23 protein-coding genes are annotated in these 23,868 nt (G+C 74.5%); 8 read left to right on the top strand and 15 right to left on the bottom strand.

Annotation, left to right across the window (positions count from 1 at the left end):
- Positions 1-6: 6 nt before the first annotated feature.
- The 4 genes from OH807_RS23285 to OH807_RS23300 form a co-directional block, all read right to left on the bottom strand.
- Positions 7-1,065 (bottom strand): ABC transporter substrate-binding protein, encoded by a 1,059-nt coding sequence (locus tag OH807_RS23285; protein ID WP_406202095.1) that lies wholly within the window; start codon positions 1,063-1,065, stop codon positions 7-9.
- 75 nt (positions 1,066-1,140) lie between these two features.
- Positions 1,141-2,019, bottom strand: a complete 879-nt coding sequence (locus OH807_RS23290) for an ABC transporter ATP-binding protein (RefSeq protein WP_406202098.1) — start codon at positions 2,017-2,019, stop codon at positions 1,141-1,143.
- Positions 2,020-2,059: 40 nt separating this feature from the next.
- Positions 2,060-3,109 carry a FecCD family ABC transporter permease gene (locus tag OH807_RS23295; RefSeq protein ID WP_406202101.1) on the bottom strand — a complete coding sequence of 350 codons (1,050 nt, stop codon included), beginning with the start codon at positions 3,107-3,109 and terminating at the stop codon, positions 2,060-2,062.
- Positions 3,106-4,158 (bottom strand): FecCD family ABC transporter permease, encoded by a 1,053-nt coding sequence (locus tag OH807_RS23300; RefSeq protein WP_406202104.1) that lies wholly within the window; start codon positions 4,156-4,158, stop codon positions 3,106-3,108. The genes OH807_RS23295 and OH807_RS23300 overlap by 4 nt, the downstream gene beginning before the upstream one ends.
- A gap of 122 nt (positions 4,159-4,280) precedes the next feature.
- Here OH807_RS23300 and OH807_RS23305 point away from each other — a divergent pair, with 122 nt between their 5' ends.
- Entirely contained in the window at positions 4,281-4,922 is a 642-nt protein-coding gene (locus tag OH807_RS23305; RefSeq protein WP_406202107.1) for an HAD family hydrolase, read from the top strand.
- A gap of 70 nt (positions 4,923-4,992) precedes the next feature.
- On the opposite strand, the gene OH807_RS23310 is transcribed toward OH807_RS23305, so the two are convergent.
- Positions 4,993-5,241: a hypothetical protein gene (locus OH807_RS23310; protein WP_406202110.1), complete on the bottom strand. Its 249-nt coding sequence runs from the start codon at positions 5,239-5,241 to the stop codon at positions 4,993-4,995.
- Positions 5,242-5,830: 589 nt separating this feature from the next.
- Here OH807_RS23310 and OH807_RS23315 point away from each other — a divergent pair.
- Complete coding sequence (locus OH807_RS23315; protein WP_406202112.1) at positions 5,831-6,214, top strand: cold-shock protein; 384 nt, start codon at positions 5,831-5,833, stop codon at positions 6,212-6,214.
- Positions 6,215-6,276: 62 nt separating this feature from the next.
- On the opposite strand, the gene OH807_RS23320 is transcribed toward OH807_RS23315, so the two are convergent.
- The 4 genes from OH807_RS23320 to OH807_RS23335 all read right to left on the bottom strand — a co-directional run bounded on the left by OH807_RS23320 (position 6,277) and on the right by OH807_RS23335 (position 10,230).
- Complete coding sequence (locus OH807_RS23320) at positions 6,277-7,122, bottom strand: 1,4-dihydroxy-6-naphthoate synthase (RefSeq protein ID WP_406202115.1); 846 nt, start codon at positions 7,120-7,122, stop codon at positions 6,277-6,279.
- Positions 7,115-7,861, bottom strand: a complete 747-nt coding sequence (locus tag OH807_RS23325; RefSeq protein ID WP_406202118.1) for a futalosine hydrolase — start codon at positions 7,859-7,861, stop codon at positions 7,115-7,117. Before OH807_RS23325 ends, OH807_RS23320 begins: the two co-directional genes overlap by 8 nt.
- Positions 7,862-7,871: 10 nt before the next feature.
- Entirely contained in the window at positions 7,872-8,405 is a 534-nt protein-coding gene (locus OH807_RS23330; protein WP_406202120.1) for a hypothetical protein, read from the bottom strand.
- Positions 8,406-8,490: 85 nt separating this feature from the next.
- Positions 8,491-10,230, bottom strand: coding sequence for an MFS transporter (locus OH807_RS23335; protein ID WP_406202122.1), 1,740 nt, complete (start codon positions 10,228-10,230; stop codon positions 8,491-8,493).
- Between the two features lie 455 nt (positions 10,231-10,685).
- Here OH807_RS23335 and OH807_RS23340 point away from each other — a divergent pair, with 455 nt between their 5' ends.
- Entirely contained in the window at positions 10,686-11,564 is an 879-nt protein-coding gene (locus tag OH807_RS23340; protein ID WP_406211134.1) for a DUF3027 domain-containing protein, read from the top strand.
- Positions 11,565-11,647: 83 nt separating this feature from the next.
- Here OH807_RS23340 and OH807_RS23345 read toward each other — a convergent pair whose 3' ends face one another.
- Positions 11,648-12,052, bottom strand: a complete 405-nt coding sequence (locus tag OH807_RS23345) for a hypothetical protein (RefSeq protein ID WP_406202125.1) — start codon at positions 12,050-12,052, stop codon at positions 11,648-11,650.
- Between the two features lie 134 nt (positions 12,053-12,186).
- Here OH807_RS23345 and OH807_RS23350 point away from each other — a divergent pair, with 134 nt between their 5' ends.
- A complete protein-coding gene (locus tag OH807_RS23350) occupies positions 12,187-15,492 on the top strand; it encodes a sacsin N-terminal ATP-binding-like domain-containing protein (protein WP_406202127.1) in 3,306 nt (1,101 codons plus the stop codon).
- Here OH807_RS23350 and OH807_RS23355 read toward each other — a convergent pair.
- From OH807_RS23355 to OH807_RS23365, 3 genes are read right to left on the bottom strand one after another with little or no spacing between them, the layout of a single operon-like run.
- Positions 15,437-15,829, bottom strand: a complete 393-nt coding sequence (locus tag OH807_RS23355; protein ID WP_406202129.1) for a hypothetical protein — start codon at positions 15,827-15,829, stop codon at positions 15,437-15,439. The genes OH807_RS23350 and OH807_RS23355 overlap by 56 nt on opposite strands.
- A 21-nt stretch (positions 15,830-15,850) precedes the next feature.
- Entirely contained in the window at positions 15,851-18,376 is a 2,526-nt protein-coding gene (locus OH807_RS23360; RefSeq protein WP_406202132.1) for an HAD-IC family P-type ATPase, read from the bottom strand.
- A 52-nt stretch (positions 18,377-18,428) separates the two neighbouring features.
- Positions 18,429-18,791 (bottom strand): DUF2530 domain-containing protein, encoded by a 363-nt coding sequence (locus tag OH807_RS23365; protein ID WP_406202135.1) that lies wholly within the window; start codon positions 18,789-18,791, stop codon positions 18,429-18,431.
- Positions 18,792-19,062: 271 nt separating this feature from the next.
- Between OH807_RS23365 and OH807_RS23370 the strand changes: the two genes are divergently transcribed.
- Entirely contained in the window at positions 19,063-20,520 is a 1,458-nt protein-coding gene (locus tag OH807_RS23370; RefSeq protein WP_406202137.1) for an NCS2 family permease, read from the top strand.
- Positions 20,521-20,592: 72 nt separating this feature from the next.
- On the opposite strand, the gene OH807_RS23375 is transcribed toward OH807_RS23370, so the two are convergent.
- On the bottom strand, positions 20,593-21,306 hold the full coding sequence (locus tag OH807_RS23375; protein ID WP_406202139.1) for a creatininase family protein: 714 nt from the start codon (positions 21,304-21,306) through the stop codon (positions 20,593-20,595).
- Between the two features lie 17 nt (positions 21,307-21,323).
- Entirely contained in the window at positions 21,324-22,634 is a 1,311-nt protein-coding gene (locus OH807_RS23380; protein ID WP_406202140.1) for a hypothetical protein, read from the bottom strand.
- Positions 22,635-22,682: 48 nt separating this feature from the next.
- Here OH807_RS23380 and OH807_RS23385 point away from each other — a divergent pair, with 48 nt between their 5' ends.
- Genes OH807_RS23385 through OH807_RS23395 form a run of 3 tightly spaced genes read left to right on the top strand, consistent with a single transcriptional unit; the run spans position 22,683 to position 23,721 of the window.
- Positions 22,683-23,240, top strand: a complete 558-nt coding sequence (locus tag OH807_RS23385; RefSeq protein ID WP_406202142.1) for an ATP-binding protein — start codon at positions 22,683-22,685, stop codon at positions 23,238-23,240.
- Entirely contained in the window at positions 23,237-23,398 is a 162-nt protein-coding gene (locus tag OH807_RS23390) for a hypothetical protein (protein ID WP_406202144.1), read from the top strand. Before OH807_RS23385 ends, OH807_RS23390 begins: the two co-directional genes overlap by 4 nt.
- The gene (locus OH807_RS23395; protein WP_406202146.1) at positions 23,398-23,721 is read left to right on the top strand and encodes a hypothetical protein; all 324 of its coding nucleotides are present in this window, start codon (positions 23,398-23,400) and stop codon (positions 23,719-23,721) included. The genes OH807_RS23390 and OH807_RS23395 overlap by 1 nt, the downstream gene beginning before the upstream one ends.
- The last annotated feature ends 147 nt before the right edge of the window (positions 23,722-23,868 follow it).

The following is a 23,868-nucleotide window of genomic DNA, read 5'->3' on the forward strand; positions in this document are numbered from 1 at the left end:
GTGAGCTCACGCCCCCAGGAAGCGCTGGAGTTCGGCCAGGACGTAGTTGGCGGCGGTGTAGCCGATGCCCTGGAACCAGAGCTGGTCGTCCACCTCGAAGGCGCGGTGGGCGCGGACGGCGCCGAGGGCCTGCCAGCCGGGGCTCGCCAGGGTCGCCGTGGTGCCGGCCGCCTCCGGGTCGCCGTACGTGGCGTACAGGACGAGGTCGCCGTCGGCCTTGGCGATCTGGTCCGGCGGCACCTCGACGTCGAACTGGTCGACGTTCTGGGAGTCCGGGCGGCCGAGCTGCAGCTCGGTCAGCACGGTGCCGAGGAAGTTCTGCTTCCCGTAGAGGCGGATGCCGCCGCCCTCGACGAAGCGGACCAGGCTGATCCGCCGCCCCGAGGCCTTGGCGCCCGCCAGTGCCTGCACGGTCTGCGAGACGTGCCGCTGGTAGGAGGAGACGAACGCCGCCGCCGCGTCCTGCCGGCTCAGGGCCTCGGCGTGCAGCTGGAAGTCGGCCTTCCAGGAGGCGCCGGTGGTCTGGGTGAGCACGGTCGGGGCGATGGCGCGCAGCTGGTCGTACCGGGCGCCGTCGCGGGCCTGGTTGGAGAGGATCAGGTCGGGCCGCAGGGCGCGCAGGGTGCTGAGGTCGGGGTCGCCGATGGCGCCGACCCGGGTGATGCCGCTCAGCCGGGAGGCCGGCCAGTAGTCGGGGAAGCCGGTGTCCAGCGGGGCGAGGGCGGCGCCGACCGGGGTGATGCCGAGGGTGAGGGAGGAGTCGAGCTCCGCGGTGTCGAGGGCGACGACGCGCATCGGCGCGCCCGGCACGGTGACCGGCCCGACGGCGGTGTTCACGGTGACGTCGGGCACCGGGGGCGGGCTCGGCAGTTCCGTCGCCGCGCCGCTCGCGGTGGCGGCGGCGCTCCCGGAGGCGGTGCCGGACGCCGCACCGGAGAGGCTGCCGGTGCCGGAGGCGGTGCCGCCGACGGTGTCGGCGGGCGGCTCGGCACGGCCGGCACTGCAACCGGCGAGGGCGACGGCGCCGAGCCCCGCGAGCAGGGTGCGGCGGGTGATCGGGGGCATCGGTGGTCCTCGGGCAGAAACGAACAGGGCTCCGGAGCAGGGCTCCGGGACCGTCGATTATGTCCGAATTGCCCGCTAGGCGTCCGTCTTGACCGCCCACGGCGCGCCCGGGACGACCAGCGGGGTGCCGGTCACCGGGTCGGGCACGACCACCGACTCCAGCCCGAACACCTCCCGCACCAGCTCCGCCGTCACCACCTCGCGCGGCGGGCCCTGGGCGACGATCCGGCCGCCCCGCATCGCCACCAGGTGGTCGGCGTACCGGGCGGCCTGGTTGAGGTCGTGCAGCACGGCGACGACCGTCCGCCCGCGCTCGACGTTGAGCCGCCGGACGAGATCGAGCACCTCGACCTGGTGGGCGATGTCCAGGAAGGTGGTCGGCTCGTCCAGCAACAGGATGTCCGTGCCCTGGGCGAGCGCCATCGCGATCCAGGCCCGCTGGCGCTGCCCGCCCGAGAGCTCGTCCATGCTGCGCTCGGCCAGCTCCGCGGTGGAGGTGCGCTCCAGCGCCTCGGCGACGGCCGCCTCGTCCTCCGCCGACCACTGCTGCCACCAGCTCTGGTGCGGCTGCCGCCCGCGCGAGACCAGGTCGGCGACCGAGATGCCCTCGGGGGCGGTGGGGGACTGCGGCAGCAGCCCGATCTGCCGGGCGATCCGCTTGGTGGGGACGCGGGCCAGCTCGGCGCCGTCCAGCAGCACCGCGCCGCGGGTCGGCTTCAGCAGCCGGCCGAGCGCGCGCAGCAGGGTCGACTTGCCGCAGGCGTTCGGGCCGACGATCACCGTGACCCGGCCGTCCGGGACGGTGAGGTCCAGCCCCTCGACGACCGTGCGGGCCTCGTAGGCGAGGGTCAGGCCCCGGGCCTCCAGCCGGTGCCCGGGCACGCCGGGCACGGCGGCAGCGGGAGCACCCGGCTCACCGGGCACGGCGGCACCGGGTACGAGGTCGGCGGTCATCGGCAGTCTCCGTCGACGGACATGCGGGTACCTCCAGCGGTCATCGGGAACTCCCCCGGCGGGAACGGATCAGCAGCCACATCAGGTACGGCGCGCCGACCAGCCCGGTCACCACGCCCACCGGCAGCTCGGTGGGCGCCAGCAGCCGCCGGGCCAGCAGGTCGGCGAGGACGACGACCAGGGCGCCGGTCAGGGCCGAGCAGAACAGCGGGATCTGCGCCGAGCGGGCCAGCCGCAGGGCGATCTGCGGGGCCGTCAGCGCGACGAAGTCGACCGGGCCGGCGGCGCCCGCCGCGCAGGAGGCGAGCACGATGCCGAGCAGGGCCATGCCGAGCCGGATCCGGTCCAGCCGCAGGCCGAGGCCGACGGCGGTGGCGTCGTCGAAGGAGATCGAACGCTGCGACCGGGCGGCCCAGAGCGCCACCGGCACGGCCGCCAGCAGGACCCACCCGAGCCACCCGGCCTGGTCGTAGCCGGAGCCGTTGAGGCTGCCCGTCATCCAGACCTTCGCCGCCTGCGCCTGGAAGCCGTCGCCCTTGGTGAGGAAGACCGAGGTGAGTGAGGAGAGGGCGACGGAGATCCCGATGCCGATCAGCACGAAGCGCTGGGCGTGCAGGCCGCGCCGCCAGGCCAGCAGGTACACCAGCAGGCCGGCCACCAGGCCCCCGGCCACCGCCGCGTACGGCACCTGCCCGGCGGCGCCGACCACGCCGTAGGCGGTCAGGCCCACCACGGTGGCCGTGGCGCCCCAGGTGACGCCGACCACGTCGGGGCCGGCCAGCGGATTGCGGGCGACGCTCTGGATCAGTGCGCCGGCCAGGCCGAGCGCGGTGCCGACCAGCAGGCCGACCACCACCCGGGGCAGCCGGAACTCGCCGACCACCAGCTCGTGCGGGCCGGGCCGCCCGAGCAGTACCCCCACCACCTCGGCGGGGGAGACGGTGGACTCGCCCAGGCAGAGCGAGGCGACGACGGTGGCGGCCAGCACCAGCAGCAGCCCGAGGGCGGCGGCCGCCGAGCGGCGGTGCAGCAGGAACGAGGCCCGCCCGGCACGCAGCGCGGTGTAGCCCCTCAGCGCGACGGTGCTCACGCCGCCACCACCTTCCGCCGCCGGACGAGGGCGATCAGCACCGGCACCCCGACCAGCGCGGTCATCACCCCGGCGGGCACCTCGGACGGCGGGAGGAGCACCCGGCCGAGGGCGTCGGCGAGCAGCAGCAGCGCCGGGCCGAGCACGGCGGAGAAGGTCAGCACCCAGCGGTGGTCCGCGCCGGCCACCGCGCGGGCGGCGTGCGGGACGGCGAGGCCGACGAAGGCGATCGGACCGGCCGCGGCGACCGCCGAGCCGGTCAGCACGGTGGCGCCGAGCGCGCCGACCGCCCGCACCGTGCCGGTCCGGGCGCCGAGGCCCTTGGCGGTGTCCTCGCCGAGCGCCAGCGCGTCCAGCCCGCGCGCCACCGCGAACACCAGCACCGTGCCGACCAGCAGGAACGGCAGCAGCTGCCAGGCCACGTCGGAGGTGCGGCCGGAGAGCGAGCCGACATGCCAGAACCGGAACTGATCCATGGCCGCGGCGTCGGTGGTGAGCACCAGTGTGTTGAGCGAGGCGATGAACGCGGACGTCGCGGAGCCGGCCAGCGCCAGCTTGACCGGGGTGGCGCCGCCCCGGCCGCGCCCGGCCAGCCCGTACACCAGCACGGTGGCGAGCACGGCCCCGGCGAAGCCGAACCAGACGTAGCCGGTCAGCGTGGAGACGCCGAAGGCGGAGATCGCCAGCACCACACCGGCCGCCGCGCCCTGGCTGACGCCGAGGATGCCCGGGTCGGCGATCGGATTGCGGGTGAGGCCCTGCATCACGGTGCCGGCCAGGCCCAGTGCGGCACCGACGGCGAGGCCGACCACCGTGCGGGGCACCCGCAGCTCGCGGACGACGACGGCGTCGGTGGTGTCACCGCCGTGCAGCAGGGCGTCGAGGGTCTCGCCGAACGGGACGGTGCGGCTGCCGACGGCCAGGCTCAGCAGCACCGCGGCGGCCAGGACCGCCAGCGCGGCGGCGAGCCACAGTGTTCGGCGGCGCAGCAGCCGCCGGGTGCCGGGCGCGGCGGCGGGCCTCACGGCCGGCGCGGTGGTGTCGGTCATGGCTCTCTCTCGCAGACAGCTCAGGCAAGCCTGACTTCCGCGCAGACAGCTCGGGTAAACCTGGGTTCCGCGCAGCAGCCGGGGCAAATCGCCCGGGGACCCCGGTTGGATAGCCTGGCGGCATGCCTGCCACCCCGGACGTCCCGCTCACCGTCGGCTTCGACCTGGACATGACCCTGCTGGACACCAGGCCCGGCATCCGGGCCACCTATCTGGCGCTCTTCGCCGAGACCGGCGTCTTCATCGACGCCGACCTGGTGGTCACCCGGCTCGGCCCGCCGCTCCTCGACGAGCTGCGCAACTGGTTCCCCGCCGAGCAGCTGCCGGCCGCCCTCGACCGCTACCGCGAGCTGTACCGGGACCACGCCTTCGCGCCCACCGTCGCGCTGCCCGGTGCGTACGCCGCCGTGGAGGCCGTCCGGGCACGCGGCGGCCGGGTCGCGGTGATCACCGGCAAGTACGAGCCGAACGCCCGGCTGCACCTGGAGCACGCCGGGCTGCACGCGGACGTGCTGGCCGGCGACCTCTGGGCGGAGAGCAAGGGCGAGGCGCTGCGCGAGCACGGCGCGAGCGTCTACGTCGGCGACCACCTCGGCGACATCCGGGGTGCGCGGCTCGCGGGCGCCGTCGCGGTGGGCGTGGCCACCGGGCCGTACGGCGCGGACGAGCTGCTGGCGGCGGGCGCCGACGTGGTGCTGGCCGACCTCACCGCCTTCCCGGACTGGCTGGCCGGCCACCTCGACGGCGTGGGCGTCACGCCGTAGCAGCGGGCGGGCCCGGCAGCGTGCGGGTGCCGGTACGCGGTCCGGTGCGGGTACCGGGGCGGGTGCGGGCTCAGGCCCGGGCGGCGTCCCGGGCCCGGACGCGTGCGCGCTGGGCGCGGGCGGAGAGCAGCAGACCGGTCAGGGCGAGCAGGAAGCCCAGCGGCATCAGCATGCTCAGCCAGTACGCGGCCGTCGGCAGCGGCGTCAGGTGCAGGAACAGCGGGACGAAGGTGACGAGCGTGGCGAGCGTGCCGAGCCCGAAGACGATCGTCCCGGCCTTGACGAAGGTGTCCCCGCGGTCGGCGCTCTGGGTGCTCACTGGCTTGCTCCTCCACGGGCCGCGGTGGCCGCTGCGGGCCACGTCGGGTTCTTCTCGGTCTGGCGCCCAGTCTCGCAGAGCGCCGGGCCCGCGGTGCCGCCGGACCTCCCCGGACCGCCTCCGGACCGCCGCCGGACGTCCCCGGACCTCCCCGGACCGCCGCCGGAGCTCCCCGGACGCTCCCGCTCCGCGCCGGGCGGCGCCCGCACCCGCACCGCACCGGGTCGGTCACGTTGCGCAGTTTTCCGGGCGCTGGGAGTTTTGATCCCTGCTGAGCGGGGGTATGCAGGCTGTGCCGAGGGGTGCGACAGGTGCGCCCCGTCTCTCAGACCGGGGGTGTGAGCCTGTGGAAAGCGCCGAGCCGCGCCCCGGCCATGCCAGTACCGGGTCGCCCGTGACCGCGAGAGCCCTGCACGGATCCTTCGCGGAACGCGGATGAGGCAGTGACGGACCGTTAGTCTGCTCCCTACAGCGTGCTGACCGTGAGCGCCCGCGCGGGCGCCGAGCCGAGGTCGGCCCGCCCTTCCACCACCCAGTGATCCCCGGCCAGGGCCGGGATCCCCCACACCCACATCGAGGACTGTTCGAGATGCCCACCGGCCAGGTCAAGTGGTTCAACGAGACGAAGGGCTTCGGCTTCCTGTCGCGCGACGACGGCGGCGACGTCTTCGTCCACACCAAGGCGCTCCCCGCCGGTGTCACCGTGCTGAAGCCGGGCCAGCGGGTCGAGTTCGGCGTGGTCGCCGGGCACCGGGGCGACCAGGCGATGGCCGTGCAGCTGCTGGACGCGCTGCCGTCGGTGGCGGCCGCCCAGCGGAAGAGCCCGGACGACATGGCGGCGCTCGTCCAGGACCTCATCACGATGATGGACTCGGTGCTGCCCGGCCTCCAGCACGGCCGGTACCCGGCCAAGCCGGCCGGCCAGAAGCTGGCCGTGCTGCTGCGCGGGGTGGCGGAGCAGTTCGACGTCTAGAGCACGTCCGGAGCACGTCGGGACGCTTCCGGGCACGTCGGGGCCTGCGGGCCCCGCCGGGCTCAGATGTCCAGCGCACCCGGGCCGAGTGGGGGCACCAGCCCCTCGGCGGCGGCCCGGGTGAGCAGCGCCCGTACGGCGCCGTACCCCTCCTCGCCGAGGTCCGCGGTGAACTCGTTGACGTAGAGGCCGATGTGCTGGTCGGCGACGGCCGGGTCCATCTCCTGGGCGTGCTCCAGCACGTACGCGCGGCCGGCCTCCGGATCCGCCCAGGCCTGCCGGACGGAGGCGCGGATCGCCTCGCCGATCGCGTGCAGCCGCTCGGCGCCGAGCGAGCGCTTCGCGATGATCGCCCCGAGCGGGATCGGCAGGCCGGTCTCCCGCTCCCAGGCCTCGCCCATGTCCGCGAGGCACTCCAGCCCGTACTGCCGGTAGGTGAAGCGGGCCTCGTGGATCACCAGGCCGGCGTCCACCCGGCCGTCCCGGACGGCGGGCATGATCTCGTGGAACGGCAGGACGACGATCTCGCCGAACCCGCCGGGCACCGCCGTGGCCGCCCAGAGCCGGAACAGCAGGTAGGCGGTGGACCGCTCGGACGGCACGGCGACGGTCCGGCCGGTCAGGTCGCCGCCGGTGTCCGGGCGGGTCAGCACCAGCGGGCCGCAGCCGCGCCCGAGCGCACCGCCGCAGGGCAGCAGCGCGTACTCGTCCAGCACCCAGGGCAGGGCGGCGTAGCTGACCTTGAGGACGTCCAGCTCGCCGCGCTCGGCCAGGCCGTTGGTGACGTCGATGTCCGCGAAGGTGACCTCGGGGGCGTCCGCGCCGGGCACCAGGCCGTGCGTCCAGGCGTGGAAGACGAAGGTGTCGTTCGGGCAGGGCGAGTGGGCGATGCTCAGCGGTTCAGCCACGGCGGGCCTCCTTCAGGAACTCCGGACAGGGCAGCGCGGCGAAGGCCCGTTCCAGGGCGGCCAGCGCCTCGCCGATCCGCCAGGCGGCCCGGTCGCGCGGGCCCACCGGGTTGGAGACGGTGCGCAGTTCGAAGGCCGGCACGCCGTAACGGGCGGCGGCCTCGGCCACGCCGAAGCCCTCCATCGCCTCGGCCACCGCGTCGGGGTGGCGGGCGGACAGCGCGGCGGCGCGTTCGGCGCTGCCGGTCACCGTGGAGACGGTCAGCACGGTGCCGGTGACGGCGCCCAGGGCGGCGGCGACGAGCGCCACGGCGGCCGGGGCGGGGGTGTGCCGGACGGTCCCGAAGCCCAGCTCGGTGACGTCGGCGAAGCCCTCCGGCGTCTGCGCACCGAGGTCGGCGGCGACGACGGCCGCGGCGACGACGGTGGCGCCCACCGGCGCCTGCGGGGCGAAGCCGCCCGCGATGCCGGCCGAGACGACCAGGTCGTACCGGTGGGCGGCGAGCGCGGCCGAGGCGGCGGCAGCGGCGGCGGCCGGGCCGACCCCGCCGGCCAGGACGTCCACCGGCACGCCCGAGGCGTGCGCGGCGCGGTGCAGCTCACCGCCGGGCAGCGGCAGTACCCGCACCGGCCCGGTGAGGCCGCGCAGCACCGCCTGCGCCTCGGCGTCCACCGCGACGACGACGAGCAGCCGGCCCCGCTCGGGGGCCGGCTGCTCGCCGGAAAGCCGTTCGGTCACCGGACTGCCGTCAGGAGTCCTGGGTGTTCAGCTCGAAGTACCAGACGCCGTAGATCGCGTCGGGCTGCTTCGGGTCCGACTCGACCACGGTGACGAGGGTCTTGCCGGAGGCGTTGAGCGCCTTGGAGGCGGAGACCGAGCCGGAGTAGGTGGTGTTCTTGGCCGCGGTGGCGAGGGTGAACCGGCCGCCGGAGGCCTGGCCGCCGCCGTTGGTGTTGGCCCACCAGCCGCGGTCGGACACGGTCGGGGTCACGCCGACGCCGATCCGGTCGCTGCTCACCACGTCGGATTTCGGGAGCTTGCCCTCGTCCAGGGCCTTGCTCGCCTTGTCCTGGCACTCCTGCTGCTGGTCCTCGGTCAGCGGCTTGCCGTCGTTGAAGCAGAACGGGCTCTCCTCCATCGAGGAGGTGCCGACCGTGAGGGTCACGCGGTGGTCGCTCGGGGCTTCCTTGCCCGAGGCGACGGCGATGGACGCACCGACCGTGCCGGCGCCGATCACGACGACGGCGCCGACGGCGGCGATGACACGGGTGCTGAGGCTCATGCGTCAGAGGCTACCGGGCTTTGCCGATCACGCTACGCGGGGGTGGGCAACCGCGTGTTGTGGCCGAAAACCGCCGCCCGCCGCGCTACGCCACGCGCGGGGCGGCCGCCCGGCCGCGCAGCCCCACCCGGAACAGCGAGCGGACCGTCCAGAGCAGCACCGCACCGACCACCCCGGCCGCCACCCAGAGCCCCAGCGCGCCGTCCAGCGGCAGCACGATGCCGACCGCGCCGCCGGCCACCCAGGAGAGCTGGAGCAGCGTCTCCGAGCGGGCGAAGGCGGAGGTGCGCACCGACTCCGGGACGTCCCGCTGGATCAGCGCGTCCAGCGCCAGCTTGCCCAGCGAGGCCGCCACCCCGGACGCCGCGGCGACCACGATCACCGTCACCACGCCGTACCAGAGCGCGGCGGCGGCCGTCGCGCAGGTGGCCAGCAGCAGCATCGCGGTGACCGTCGCCTCGGAGCCCCGGGTCCGCAGCCAGGAGCCGAGGAAGGAGCCCAGCGCGTTGCCCGTCCCGGCGGCCAGCGCGACCAGGCCGAGGGCGACGGTCGGCTGGAGCCCGCCGATCGGGTCCTCGCGGAGCAGGAACGCCAGGAACATCACCAGGAAGCCGACCAGCCAGCGCAGCGCCGACATCGCCCGCAGCGCCAGGATCACCGAGGGGCCGACGGTGCGCAGCGAGGCCTTCGGCGCCCTGCCGTCCTTCGTCGTGCTGCCGGTGGCGCCGCTCGTCGGCCCGGCCGCAGCCGCAGCCGCAGCCGCGGTCGGGCCCGCCGCGGCATCCGGCACCCCGTCCGGCCCGGCCGCCGCCGCGGCGCCGCCGTGCGCCTCCGCGTGCAGGACGGCGCGCTGCTCGCCCTTGGCGGAGTCCACCTTGTGCGGCAGGTGGAAGGCCATCAGGGTGCCGATCACGAACACCAGGAAGGCGCCGCGCAGCGGCCAGCCCGGCCCCACCAGGTGCAGCAGCCCGCCCACCCCGGCCGCCACCATGGTGGCCAGCAGCCCGGCCAGGGTGACCCGGGAGTTCGCCTTCACGAGCGACAGCCGGCTCGGCAGCAGCCGGGGCACCACGACGCTGCGCACCACCCCGTACGCCTTGGACGCCACCAGGACGCCCAGCGCCTCCGGATAGAGCGCCAGCCCGCCGCCGGCCACCGTGCCGGCCATCGTCCAGGCCAGGACGGCGCGGGCCAGCATCGACGTCGCCATCGCGGCCCGGCGGCCGTGCGGCAGCCGGTCCAGCAGCGGGCCGATCACCGGGGCGAGCACCGCGAACGGCGCCATGGTGATCAGGAGGTAGAGCGCCACCCGGCCGCGGGCCTCGCCGGTGGGGACGGAGAAGAAGATGGTGGACGCCAGCGCGACGGTGATCAGCATGTCGCCGAACGAGTTCAGCGCGTGCAGTTCGATCAGCTTGGCGAGGCCCGACTCCCCGGCGCCCTCGGCGGAGGTGGCCCGGCGGATCCGGCGGCCGGTGCCGTGCACGACCTTCCCGGTGCGGGAGCCGGCGGCGGAGGCGGTGCGGACCAGGAAGTTCCGGCGCGGTTCGTCCTCGGCGGACTCCTCCCCGGCGCGCTCGTCCGCGGCGAGGGCCTGCTCCGTGAGCGCCTGCTGCGCCGGTGCTTCCTGCGCGAGTGCCTGCCCGGCGGCGTCCGATGTGACAGAGTCCGGTGCGGGGGCCGGTGCGGCGGGCTCCGTGGGGCCGGTGGGTCCGGCGTGCGCGGCGTGCCCGGTGGCGGGTCCGGCGGGTCCGGCGGATTCGGCAGTGGGTCCGGCGGGTTCCGGGTGTTCGGTCGGATCCGCGGGCGCAGCGGAGACGTCCATCGGCTGCGGTTCGCCCGCAGCGTGGACCGGAGGCTGTTGTCGCGGCACGGCGTTCGCCTCGTCGGAGCTTCCGTCGGAGCTTCCGTCGGCCTGTGAGGCACGCAGTGCGTGCTGCGACGGGATTTCGTCCGCCACAAGCCCATCCTGCCCCAGAATCGTGACCGCGACGCGGGATTCCGCTTCGCTCGGCGCGGCCGTTCCGGCAGTCGGTACGGTGCCCGAGGGTGCCGACCACCGCCCCGGACTGTGCCCGGTGGCCGACCGGCGGGTAGCCTGCCCAGGGTCCGCCCCGAGGCCGGCCGGGCGCCGGACGGAACCGGACGAGCGGCGCGGCCGGTATCCGAGGCGGCCCGCGGTCGCGCAGAATGGACGAGGGACACCGAGCCGCGACGGAACAGGCAACACGCCGTGGGCAACAGAAGAACTGGGAGAGAATCGACGCCGTGAGTGCTGCGATGCGAAGCCGTACCCCCGATCGGCTCTGTGCCGAGGCCGTCGAACTCGCCAGGCAGGCAGCGGACGAGGCGGTCGGAGCAGCGACCGTCGGTGCACACCTCGGTGTCCAGGCGGACGCGGACCGCGTCGCCACCCACACCTTCGAGTGCCTCGACGCCGCCTACCGCGGCTGGCACTGGGCGGTCACCGTCGCCCGCGCCCCGCGGGCCAAGAACGTCACCCTGGACGAGGTCGTACTGCTGCCCGGCCCCGACGCCGTCCTCGCCCCGCAGTGGGTGCCGTGGAGCGAGCGGCTGCGCCCCGGCGACATGGGCCCGGGCGACCTGCTGCCCACCGACGCCGACGACGTGCGCCTGGAGCCGGGCTGGACCGGCGAGGACGAGCCGGCGCCGAACTCCGTGGCGGCGATGGCCGACGAGGACGTGGTGGTCAGCGACCCGAACGTGCAGGTCGCCCCGGCCCGCGCCCGGATCAGCGCCATCGCCGAGGAGCTCGGCATGGGCCGCAGCCGGGTGCTCTCGCGCCTCGGCCTGCACCTCGCCGCGGACCGCTGGGAGAAGGCCCACGGCCCGCAGACCCCGATGGCACAGGCGGCCCCCGCCTCGTGCAACAGCTGCGGCTTCCTCGTCCCGATCGGCGGCTCGCTCGGCCAGGCCTTCGGCGTCTGCGGCAACGAGTTCGGTCCGGCCGACGGCCAGATCGTCTCCTTCGCCTACGGCTGCGGCGGCCACTCCGAGGCGGCCGTCATCCCGGCCCCGCCGGCGCCGTCCGAGCTGATCCTGGACGAGCTGGTGGTCGAGCCGCTCCAGCTGCACCCCGACCGCACCTCCGGCTCGGTCGAGCCGGACGCCCCCGCCGAGGAGCTCGGCCACTCCTGAGCCGGGCCGCCCGCCGCCGCGCGCGGGGTTGAACCGAGCCGGCCCGGCCGCCGCTGACCCGGCCGGCCGGCCACCCGGCCGGGTCAGCGGCGGCCGAACAGCCCCCGCCCCCGCGCGGGGGCCGGCTCCGGGCGCGCGGCCGGCTGCTCCGGCTCCTCGGTGTGGACCAGCTCGCCGACCGAGACCCGGAAGTGCCGCCGCCAGCCGCTGTCGCGGAGTTCGACCAGGAAACCGCCGTCCGGGAGGCGGAAGATCCGGCGGCCCGGCCGCCCCGATGGCTGCCCGCTGTCGCCCGGGAGGTACGTGCGGGCCGCCTCCTCCGCCATGGCGAGCGCCTGATCCCGGCCCAGCGGCGCCTCCTTGGGCGCGGTCAGCTGCCAGCGGTGGTCGGTGCCGCCGTGCTCCCGCCAGTCGCGTTCGACCAGGACGAACCAGGAGCGGTCGGACGGCGGCGGGCCGCCGGGCCCGTTCGGGTGCTCGGACACCATGGGACTCCCCCCTTGCCGGGTTCGCCGGAGCGGCCCCGGGACGGACGCGGCCCCACCCCGGTCCGCCGGGGGCGCCGGGGCAGGGAAGAATGCCCATCGTACGAAGTACAGGGCGGCGGAAGGCGGCAGGTCCAGTGGAACCTCGGATCATCGGCAGCGGAACGGACGAGCACCTCGCCGACCACTTCGGCAGCGCCGGGCTGCGCCGCCGGGTGCTGGACGCCTGGGCGGCCTCGCCGGCCCGGTTCCGGGAGGACGCCAACGCCGAGGAGGAGCTCGCCCTCGGCGGCTACCGCGACCGCCTGGTGGTCGAGTTGGCGCAGAACGCCGCCGACGCCGCGGCCCGCGCGGGCGGCGCCCCCGGCCGGCTGCGGCTCACCCTGGCCGACGGTGTGCTGGCCGCCGCCAACACCGGCGCCCCGCTGGACGCCGCCGCCGTGGAGTCGCTCTCCACCCTGCGCGCCTCCTCGAAGCGGGCGGACGAGCAGCCCACCGTAGGCCGGTTCGGCGTCGGCTTCGCCGCCGTCCTCGCCGTCACCGACGAGCCCGCCGTCCTCGGCGCGGGCGGCGGCGTGCGCTGGTCGCTCGGCGAGGCCCGCTCGCTGGCCGAGGCGCAGTCCGCGCTGGGCGAGGAGCTGCGCCGCCGGGACGGCCACGTGCCGCTGCTGCGCCTGCCGTTCGCCGCCGAGGGACCGGCGCCCGAGGGTTACGACACGGTGGTCGTCCTGCCGCTGCGCGACGCCGCCGCCGAGGACCTCACCCGCCGCCTGCTGGCCGGCATCGACGACGCGCTGCTGCTCACCCTCGGCGGCCTGTCCGAGGTCGTGGTGGAGACCCCGGACGGCACCCGCACGCTCACCCGGTCCGCCGCCGAGCCCCGCCCGGACGGCGTCGTCGAGGTCACCGTCACCGACGACGCCGACGGCCGGCTGCGGCACACCGTCTGGCAGACCGCCGGCGCCTCCGGCCGCCTGGACGCCGCGCTGCTCGCCGACCGCCCCACCGAGGAGCGCGCCCGCCCGTACTGGACGGTGACCTGGGCCGTCCCGGTCGGTGCCGACGGCACCCCGCAGGCGCCCGCGATCGCCCCGGTGCTGCACGCGCCGACGCCCAGCGACGAGCCGCTCGGCCTGCCCGCCCTGCTGATCGCTTCGTACCCGCTGGACTCCACCCGCCGGCACGTCGCCCCCGGCCCGCTCGCCGACTTCCTCACCGAACGCGCCGCCGACTCCTACGCGGACCTGCTGCGCAGCCGCGGCGCCGACCTCGGCTCGCTCGGCCTGGTGCCCGGCCCGCTCGGCCAGGGCGCGCTGGACAACGCGCTGCGCGCCGCGATCCTCTCCCGGCTGCCCGGCACGCCGTTCCTGCCGCACCCGGCGCCGGTCGAGCAGGGCACGCCCGCACTGCGCCCGCGGGACGCCACGCTGCTGGAGGGCGCGGACGGCTCGGTGGTCGAGGCGCTGGCGCCGATCTTCCCGGGCCTGCTGCCGGCCGGCCTGGAGCGCCGGGCCGAGCTGCGGGTGCTGAACGTGCGCCGGGTGCCGCTGGCCGAGGTGGTCGACCAGCTCGGCGGCCTGGACCGCGAGCCGGCCTGGTGGCGCAACCTGTACGCGGCGCTCGGCGCGGCCGACCCGGAGGCGCTCGGCGCCCTGCCGGTGCCGCTGGCCGACGGCCGGACGGTCACCGGCCCGCGCCGCGTCCTGCTGCCCTCCGACGACGCCGACTGGGCGGCCTTCCCCGGCTACCCCGGCTCACTGGCCGGCGCGCTGGCCCTGCTCGACCTGCGGCTGGCCCACCCGGAGGCGTCGCACCCGCTGCTGGCCAAGCTCGGCGCCGGCACCGCCACCCCGGCCGGCGTGCTCGACACGCCCGAGGTGCGGGCCGCCGTCGCCCGCTCCTACGAGCTGGCCGAGGACGACCTGGACGCCGCCGTCGACCTCGCCGACTCCGTCCTCTCCCTGGTCAAGGCAGCCGCCCCGGCGGTCGGCGCGCACCCGTGGCTGGCCCGGCTGGCGCTGCTCGACGACGAGGGCGAGCCGGCCCGGGCGGGCGAGCTCGTGCTGCCCGACAGCCCGCTCGCCGCGATCGCCCGGGAGGACGACGCCGGCTGGGTCGACGACGACCTGCTGGACCGCTGGGGCCCGGACGTCCTCGCCGCCGCCGGCGTGCTGGCCGACTTCGTGCTGGTCCGCGCCGAGGACGTGGTGCTCGACCCGGACGACCTGGAGCGCCTCGACCCGACCGTCCCCGCCGACCGCGCGGCCGGCGGCCACCCCACCGGGCTGCTCGACGAGGCCCCCGACGGCCTGGCCGAATGGGCCGAGGACGCCCTGGAGGCGCTGCACGCCGACGAGGCCGACGGCGGGGGAGTGCCGCCGGTCGCCGCCGAGCTGCTGGCCGTCCGCGACCTCGACCTGGTGGACGACGACGCCTGGCCGCAGGCGCTGGCCGCGCTCTCCCGCCCGCCGTACCGGGACGCCGTGGTCAACCCCGTCCGCACGCTGCTGCCCGACGGCACGTACACCGACCTGCCGCCGTACACCGCCTGGTGGCTGCGCGACCACCCGGTGCTGGACGGCCGCGAGCCGGCCGGCCTCCGGGCGGCCGGCGCCGACCCGCTGCTGCGCGGCCTCTACGACGAGGCCCGGACGACGCTGGACGAGCAGTTCCTGCACGCGCTGGGCGTGCGCACCACGCTGACCGCGCTGCTGGCCGAGCCGCACGGACCGGACGAACTGCTGGACCGGCTCACCGACCCGGCCTCCGCGGTGAGCCACCGCCAGCTGCACGGCATCCACACGGCGCTGGCCCGGGTCGACGCCGGGCGGATCGACCCGCTGGACGTCGTCCGGGCGCTGCCGCCGCTGGACGGGGAGACCGGCCGTCGCCCGGCCCACACGGTGCTGGTGGACGCCACCGAGGCGGTCGTCGCCGACGCCCCCGACCTGGTGCAGCTCCTGCACTCGTACCCGCTGCTGCCGGTCGCGCCCGCGCTGGCCGCCGACCTCGCCGAGCGCCTGCACGTCTCGCTGGCCAGTGAGGTGGCCGGCGGCCGGGTGCTCTCCGAGGGCACGCTGCACCGGGTGCCCGCTGTGGTGCGCGAGCTGCTGCCCGGCTGCCCCGTGGCGTACGAGGAGCACGAGGAGCTGCTGGTGGTCGGCCCGGACGGTGAGGAGGCCGCCGTGGACTGGCGGTGGGACACCGCGGCGGACGCCCCGGAGGCGCCGTACGACCCGGAGGCCGCCGAGGCCGCCGACGAGGACGACGAGTTCGAGCTGCCGCCCGTTCCCGGGCTGCTGCACGCCGCCACCCCGGAGGGCCTGGCGGCCGGGCTGGCCTGGTCGGTCGGTCAGTGGCACCGGCGCTTCGAGGTGCTGGCCGCGCTCACCGAGCCGGACCGCGCCTACGAGCTCTCCGCAGCCCGGGACTTCGAGGGCTGAGCGGGCCCCCGGGCTTGCGGCCGGGCCGCCGGAGCGGCCGGCGCTCCGGCCGGCGGTCGTACCCGGCCGCGGGCAGCGGGCCCACCCGGCAGGTCGGGCGGCCGGTGCCGGTGCGGCCGCCCGCCGCCGCCGCCGCGGCCGCGCGCAGCCGCAGGTAGAGGCCGACGGTGACGGTCAGCCAGACCGTCACCAGCCCCGGCGGCGCGGCCCTGCGCAGCCACGGTGCCGGTGCGACCAGCTCATTGACGCCCACCAGCGCCAGGCCGGTCAGCCCGGCCGCGAGCAGCCCGCCGAGGAAGGCGGTGAACGCCTCCAGATCCCCACCCCTGCGTGCCAACCGGCCCACCCCCCGTCGCGATCAATCATCCTGCTTCCGCCGCATGACCCGCCAGACCACTTCCAGCAGGAGCCCGGCGATCAGCGCGATGCCGACGCCGATCCACGGGTCCCGGGTGCCGGAGAGCGAGAGCTCGAAGAAGTCCGAGAGCCAGGGCACCGTCAGCACCAGCGCGAAGGCCCCGCCCATGGTGGCGATCAGCAGCAGCCGCCACCAGTTGTACGGGCGGGCCACGATCGCCAGCACCCAGAGCGCCACCAGGAACAGCGTCAGGGTGGCCACGCTGGTGTCCGACTCCAGATCGGTGGCGTGGTCGGCCCGGGCCAGCGCGTACGCGGTGAAGGTGGCCGTCCCCGCGATGATCCCGCCCGGGATCGCCAGCCGCAGCACCCGGCGGACGAAGCCGGTCCGGGCCCGCTCGTTGTTGGGCGCCAGCGCCAGGAAGAAGGCCGGAATGCCGATGGTGAGGGTGGAGAGCACCGTCGAGTGCCGGGGCAGGAACGGGTACGGCGAGTGGGTGAAGATCACCAGCAGGGCGAGCAGCACCGAGTAGACCGTCTTCACCAGGAAGAGCCCGGCCACCCGCTCGATGTTGCCGATCACCCGGCGGCCCTCGGCGACCACCGAGGGGAGGGTGGCGAAGGAGTCGTTCAGCAGCACGATCTGGGCGACCGCCCGGGTCGCGTCGCTGCCGGTGCCCATCGCCACCCCGATGTCGGCGTCCTTGAGTGCCAGGACGTCGTTGACGCCGTCGCCGGTCATCGCCACGGTGTGCCCGCGCGACTGCAGCGCACCGACCAGCTCGCGCTTCTGCTGCGGGGTGACCCGGCCGAAGACGGTGGTCCGCTCGGCGGTGTCGGCGAACTCGGTCGGGTCGGCGGGCAGCGTGCGGGCGTCCAGCGGGTGGTCGGCGCCGGGCAGGCCCAGGTGCGCGGCGACCGCGCCGACCGAGACGGCCGCGTCGCCGGAGATCACCTTGGCCTGCACCTGCTGCCCCTCGAAGTAGCGCAGGGTGTCGGCGGCGTCCTCGCGCAGCCGCTGCTGGAGCACCACCAGGGCGAGCGGCCGCAGGCCCGCGGCCGGGTCGGGGGCGTCCAGCGGGAGGGGCGAGCGGCCCAGCAGCAGCACCCGCAGGCCCTTGGCGCCCAGCTCGTCCACCTCGTCGAGGGCGGGGTGCCCGGCGGGCAGCAGCACGTCCGGCGCGCCGAGCAGCCAGCTCGCCTCGCCGCCCTGCGGCTCCAGCAGCTGCACGCCGCTCCACTTGCGGGCGGAGGAGAACGGCATCGCCTCGATCACCCGCCAGCCGCCGGAGTCGTCGCCCTTGCCGTAGGCGTCGATGACGGCCTGCATCGACGGGTTGGGCCGGGCATCGGCGCCGGCCATCACGCCGAGCGCCCGCTCGATGACGGCCGGGTCGGTGAGCAGGTGCCGGGCGAGCGGGGCGTCCGGGCGCAGGCGGCCGTCGGTGGCGTCGGCCCCGGCCGCCGCGTCCGGCCCGGCGGCCTCCGGCAGGGTGCGCAGCTCCACCACGTCCATGCCGCCCTCGGTCAGCGTGCCGGTCTTGTCCAGGCAGACGGTGTCCACCCGGGCCAGCCCCTCGATCGCGGGCAGCTCCTGGACGAGGCACTGCTTGCGGCCGAGGCGGACGACGCCGATCGCGAAGGCGACGGAGGTCAGCAGCACCAGGCCCTCGGGGACCATCGGGACGATGCCGGCCACCATCCGGCGGACGGCCTCCTTCCAGTCCCTGCCCTCGACGGCGAGCTGGCTGATGATCAGGCCGATCGCGGTGGGGACGAGCAGCCAGGTGATGAACCGCAGGATGCTGTTGATACCGCTGCGCAGCTCCGACTTGACCAGGGTGAACCGGCTGGCCTCCTCGGCGAGCTGCGCCGCGTAGGCCTCGCGGCCGACCTTGGTGGCGGTGAACGCGCCCGCACCGGCCACCACGAAGCTGCCGGACATCACCTGGTCACCGGGCTGCTTGAGAACGGGATCGGGCTCACCGGTGAGGAGTGACTCGTCGATCTCCAGGCCGTCGGCCTCGGTCACCTCGCCGTCGACGATCACCTTGTCGCCGATGCCGAGCAGCACGGTGTCGTCCAGCACGATCCCGCCGGTGGGGATCTGCTGCACGGTGCCGTCCCGGCGCACCTGCGGCCGGGCCTCGCCGATCAGCGCCAGGCTGTCGAGGGTCTTCTTGGCACGCAGCTCCTGGATGATGCCGATCGCCGTGTTGGCCACGATGACCAGGCCGAACAGGCCGTCCTGGATCGGGCCGACGACGAGGATGATGCCGAACATCACGCCGATGATCGCGTTGAACCTGGTGAGGACGTTGGCCCGGACGATCTCGCGGGTGGAGCGGCTGGACCGGACCGGCACGTCGTTGACGTCCCCGCGGGCCACCCGCTCGGCGACCTCGGCGGCGGTGAGGCCGCCGCGCCGGCCGGGCAGCAGCCCGAGCGGGTGGGCCCCGTCGGACCGGCCGCCGTCGCGCTCCGGTTCGCCGGGCGTCTCTTCCGCGGGCTGCGCAGGCTGCGTCATGGCACCGACTCTACGGGCGCCTTATGTCCGATGCGTGCTACTAAAGGACTATTCAGTCCGACTGGGTGGCCGGGCCCGTGCCGTTCCCGCCGGAGGCCCGGTTCGCGGTGCCGGGGGTGCCGTCGGAGCCGTTGTCGGAGCTGCCGTCGGAGCCTTCGCCGGGCTCGTCGGCGGCCGCGCGGCTGCGGGCGATCGCGTCCCGGCGGGCGCGGCAGTACCAGAGGCCGATCAGGCCGAGGCCGGCGCCGGACAGGCAGATCCACGGCCAGCTGCCGTGGCCGTGGTCGGAGAGCGTGCCCTGGAAGGGGAGCAGCACCAGGAAGGCGACGAACCACAGCACCGTGCCGCCGCCGACGATGGCGACGTCATTGGCCTCCAGCGGCGGGGGCGAGGGGTGCAGCGGGGTCTTCGGCATGGGCCCTAGCGTACGGCGCCGGGGCGGAGCGGCGGCCACGGCGCCGGGGCGGGGAGCCGGCCGGACCGCCGGATGCTTCCGCTCCGCAACGCCCGATGATCGATCTACGCGCGAAGATGGCGTGCGTGCGATCGGGGAATTCATACTGAGAAACCCGGTTGGCCGCGCCATGCCCAGGACGCCTGAGTTCGTGCCCGTCCCACCGGGCCCGCCCGGCCACCGTCGCTCCGGGCGGCCACCCCCTCCTCAGCCCCCACCAGAGGACGCACGCATGCCCGTGGCCCAGCCGACCACCGAGTCGCCCGAGCCCTCCCCCGCGCCGAAGCCCCCCGTGAACGCGCTGGACCGTTACTTCCGCATCGGCGAGCGCGGCTCCACCCTGCCGCGCGAGATCCGGGGCGGCATCGCCACCTTCTTCACCATGGCCTACATCCTGGTGCTCAACCCGATCATCCTGGCCAGCGCCACGGACATGAACGGCACCCACCTGGACAGCGCCCAGCTGGTCACCGCCACCGCACTCACCGCCGGGCTCACCACCCTGCTGATGGGCGTGATCGGCAACGTCCCGATCGGCCTGGCCGCCGGCCTCGGCGTCAACACCATCGTCGCCCTCCAGCTCGCCCCCAAGATGACCTGGCCGGACGCCATGGGCATGGTCGTGCTGGCCGGCTTCGCGATCATGATCCTGGTCGCCACCGGCCTGCGCGAGCGGGTCATGAACGCCGTCCCGCTCGGCCTGCGCAAGGCCATCGCGATCGGCATCGGCCTCTTCATCAGCCTGGTCGGCCTGGTCGACTCCGGCTTCGTCAGCCGCATCCCGGACGCCGCCCACACCACCGTCCCGCTCCAGCTCGGCAGCAACGGCCACCTGCTGGGCTGGCCCGTCCTGATCTTCGTGCTCGGCCTGCTGCTCACCCTCGTGCTGCTCGTCCGCAAGGTCCCCGGGGCGATCCTGATCTCCATCGTGGCGATGACCGGCCTCGCCCTGGTGATCGACAAGCTGGCCGACATCCCCGCCATGAAGTGGGGCCTCACCGTCCCGGCCTGGCCCGGCAACCCCGTCGCCGCGCCCGACTTCGGCCTGGTCGGCCAGGTCAGCCTGTTCGGCGGCTTCGAGAAGGTCGGCGCGCTCACCGGCGTGCTCTTCGTCTTCACGGTGCTCATGTCGTGCTTCTTCGACGCGATGGGCACCATCCTCGGCGTCGCCGACGAGGCCCACCTGCTGGACGAGAAGGGCGACCTGCCCGGCATCAACAGGATCCTCATGGTCGACGGCATCGCCACCGCTGCCGGCGGTGCCACCTCGGCCTCCGCCAACACCTGCTTCGTCGAGTCCACCGCCGGCGTCGGCGAGGGCGCCCGCACCGGCTTCGCCTCGATCGTCACCGGCCTGCTCTTCGTGGTGGCGCTCTTCCTCACCCCGCTCGCCACCATGGTCCCCGCCCAGGCCGCCACCCCGGCCCTGGTCGCCGTCGGCTTCCTGATCCTGGCCAACTCGATCCAGGAGATCGACTGGGCCGACTACACCATCGCGATCCCGGCGTTCCTGACCATCGTGATGATGCCGTTCACCTACTCCATCACCAACGGCATCGGCTTCGGCTTCATCTCCTTCTGCATCCTGCGCCTCGCCGCCGGCCGTGGCCGGGAGGTGCCGATCGCGATGTACGCGGTCTCGGCGGTCTTCGCCTTCTACTACCTGATGCCGGCCCTCGGCCTGCTCTGACGCCTCCGGCGGTCGTTCCGTGAGCCCTCCCCGCCCGACGCGGGGAGGGCTCACGGCATCCCGGCCCTCCGGTCAGGTGGTCCGGAGCAGGGCGAGGTGGGCGGCCGCCGACTTCGACAGGCTGTCCAGCAGCGCCTGGCCCTTGCCCGCCGTCCCGAGGGACGGGCTGCCGATGATCCCGTTCTCGGTGTAGCCGGCCATGCCGAGGGTAAGGAGGTGGGGTCGGTCCGGGGCGGAGTGGTCGTCGCCCTCGATCCCGTCGCGGATCAGGTGCGGGGCACCGTGGCGGAGGAGGGAGACCTCCAGTTCGCCGCCGTGCATGTCCTCGGCGCTGCTGCTCTCCAGGCCTGCGGCGTCGCGGGCCTGGTGCCAGTCCTCTCGGGCGGGGAACAGGGCGACGCTCGGGCCGGAGGTGTTGGACTCCTGGACGACGTTGGAGAGGACGTAGTTGCCACCGTGGCCGTTCACGATGAGCAGACTGGGGACGCCGGATGCCTGGAGGGACTTCCGGATGTCGTTGACCACCGCGTACAGGGTCGCGGCGCTGATGCTGACAGTGCCCGGCATGTGGGCGTGCTCGTGGGAGCAGGACACGGTGACGGGTGGCAGGAGGAACAGGTCGTAGTCGGTGGCGATCCGCTGGGCGATCAGGCCGGCCACGACGGTGTCGGTGGTCAGCGGGAGGTGGGCGCCGTGCTGTTCGAAGCTTCCGACGGGCAGTACGGCGATCTTGGCACCGCGTTGGCGTTCGTCTGCGGAGGTGGCGGCCGTGATCAGTGCGTCCATGGAGTCACCCTCTCCCATCAAGCGGTCGGCGGTCGAGAGGAGGCCGTGGTGGCCATCAACCTCAATCGGCTGGTGAACGTGACCACTTCGGGCACGGCGCTCCACCGCTGGAGTGCTCGGCCGGCTGCGGACAACTCGGACATGGCACGGGCGGACTCGGTGTCGACGGCGATCGACAACGCCCGGTCCGCAGCGGCGGCAGCCTGCTCCGGCTCGTCGGAGACCGCGTAGGCACGCGCCAGACGGGAGAGGTAGACACCCTGGTCGTTGCGGTAGATCGGCGGCAGGACGCGAAGCTCGGCCTCGAACATGTCCACCGCTCTGCGCGGGTCGCCGAGCTCGATCAGGCAGTTGGCGCGCTGCATCTCGATGTAGGTCGGGGTGCAGTAGGCAAGATCGAGTGCGTCGTCACTGTGTGAGTCGTCCGGCGTGGCGGCAAGCTCGTGCGCCTCGTCGAACTTGGTCTGGGCGAAGCGAGGATTGCTCATGATCGCGTGCCCCTGTGCCTCCTGCTGCGCGGCCAGGGCCCGGATGCGCGGGGTCGCGCCGGGTGCCCGCTGTGCGGCGCGGGCGAGACCGACGGCTTGTTGCGCGTTGCGGCGCGCCGTGGCCTGGTTGCTCTTCCTGAAGAGCAGGTAGGCCGCCATCACGTCGTCGCCGGTTTCCTGGGCCCACTCCATCGCCCGGTCCGACCAGTAGCCGGCCCGGTCGAAGTCGCCGAGATCCTGGCTCAGCCAGCCGAGGAACTCTGCGGTGCGGGCCCCGATGGTCAGCAGTTCGTCCCTGGCCCGGCCGCCGGCGTTCTCCTGGATGCGGTCGAGCAGCTGCACGTTCCGGGTGACCGAGTCGAGCGCGTGGCGGGAACCGAGAAGGTTCGCAGCCTTGTAGTGGCCAGGCATGACGCCGCGCAGGTGCCCGACGAAGAACTCGGGGTCGATCGGCGCGCGGAGGCTTTGTCTGCCGTCGGCCGGCTCCGGCACGCGGCGTCTCGCCGGTGGCGGTGGCGTGTCCTGCTCCCAGGGACGGGCGGCAAGCCCGAGCATGTGGCCGGGAATGTGGAGGCCGTCCGCGATCCGCTCGATGAGGTCGATCTTCTCGATGGACCGCCTCCCGGACGTCACCTCGCCGACTCGGCTCGGCGTCATGTCGCAGGCCCGGGCGATGAGCGAGGGATAGATCCCGGCAAGCTTGACCAACTTGAACACCGCGCCGAAATCTCGCTGTCGGCATGCGGTGATCATCTCCGGGTTGGAGAGCAGTCCCGGCGGGAGCCGGTCCGGAACGCGAGCCTCGGTCACTTCTGCCCCCCGCTGGGGATCGACGTCCACTGCAAGGAAGTTGATTGACTGTGAGTTTACCCACGTTGGGTAATCACCTTGGGTACGTTCGGCAACCCCTCCCTCGCCAATCTGGTGTCCGGGCCGGATCATCCAGATCCCGCCTTCATCGGCATCGGGAGGGCGGTGCACGTGATCAGCACGGGAGCGCCTCGGGGCAGTATCGAACACCACAGGTCGTCCGGCGGGATCGCAGTGTTCAAGGTCGTGCTCGCGCGACACCGGCGATCGTCCGGGGTTGCCCGGAACCACCTCCGCGAGTTCCTCCACGCGACTCCCGACGGGGCGGCTCTCGTGGAGGACGGTCAGCTGGTCCTCGGCGAGTTGGTGTCGAACGCGGTTGTGCACGCGAGGGTTTCACCCGGACGGGAGATCGCCGTCCGCTTTGAGATGCTGCACGGCCACCTCCGCATCGAGGTGCACGACGCGAGCAGCGAGAAGCCGGCGATCCGCCGCGTGACCGGGCAGGACGACTCGTCGGGCCGCGGTCTGAACCTGGTGGAGGCGTTGTCCCTGGAGTGGGGCTGCGTCCCTCGGCCGGGCGGCATCGGAAAGATCGTCTGGGCGCTCGTGGGCCCGGAAGGTGGTGCGCGATGAGCATCATCATCCGCGCGTCCGGGGTGGCAGTGACGAGGTGCCACTACTGCGGCGGCGGGCTGTTGCACGCGGCGGCGGTGCGGCTCATCGTCGTCAACGGCCGCATGTTCGCCGTCCACCGATGGCACCCGCGTCGCCCGGGCGAGGTGGAGGCCTGATGGCGCTTCGAGAGCACAATCCGTCGGGGATCGAAGGGGCCTCGCCCTACCCGTACCCGGTGACGGTGGAGATTCAGGGAATCACGGGGCCTGCGCACTTCTCCCAACTGACAACCGCGCTGTCGGCCCTTCGGGAGGCGCTGCGGCCACTGCCGCTCGGCACGAACCAACACCATTACTTCGACGACCTCTTCGGCCCGTCGGCGGTGCAGCGGATCGGTCACCAACTGGCGACCTACGGGCAGGTGCGGTCGCTGGTTTTCCTTGGGCTGACCTGCCACGCGATCAAGCTGTACCCCGCCGGCCCCGAGTCGTCCTCCTGAGGCGGCGGCGCGGACGGCCCACTTGATCAGCGACAACTGAAGACGTGCCGGACCACCCGAGACCTTGGCGGGGATGGGGTGGTCCGGTGGGTCGGAACCCGGTGCCGATGGTATCGGGCTCCTCGGCATGTCTGTGCACGGATGAGC

The organism is Kitasatospora sp. NBC_01560 (genome assembly GCF_045208415.1).
Lineage (GTDB): Bacteria > Actinomycetota > Actinomycetes > Streptomycetales > Streptomycetaceae > Kitasatospora.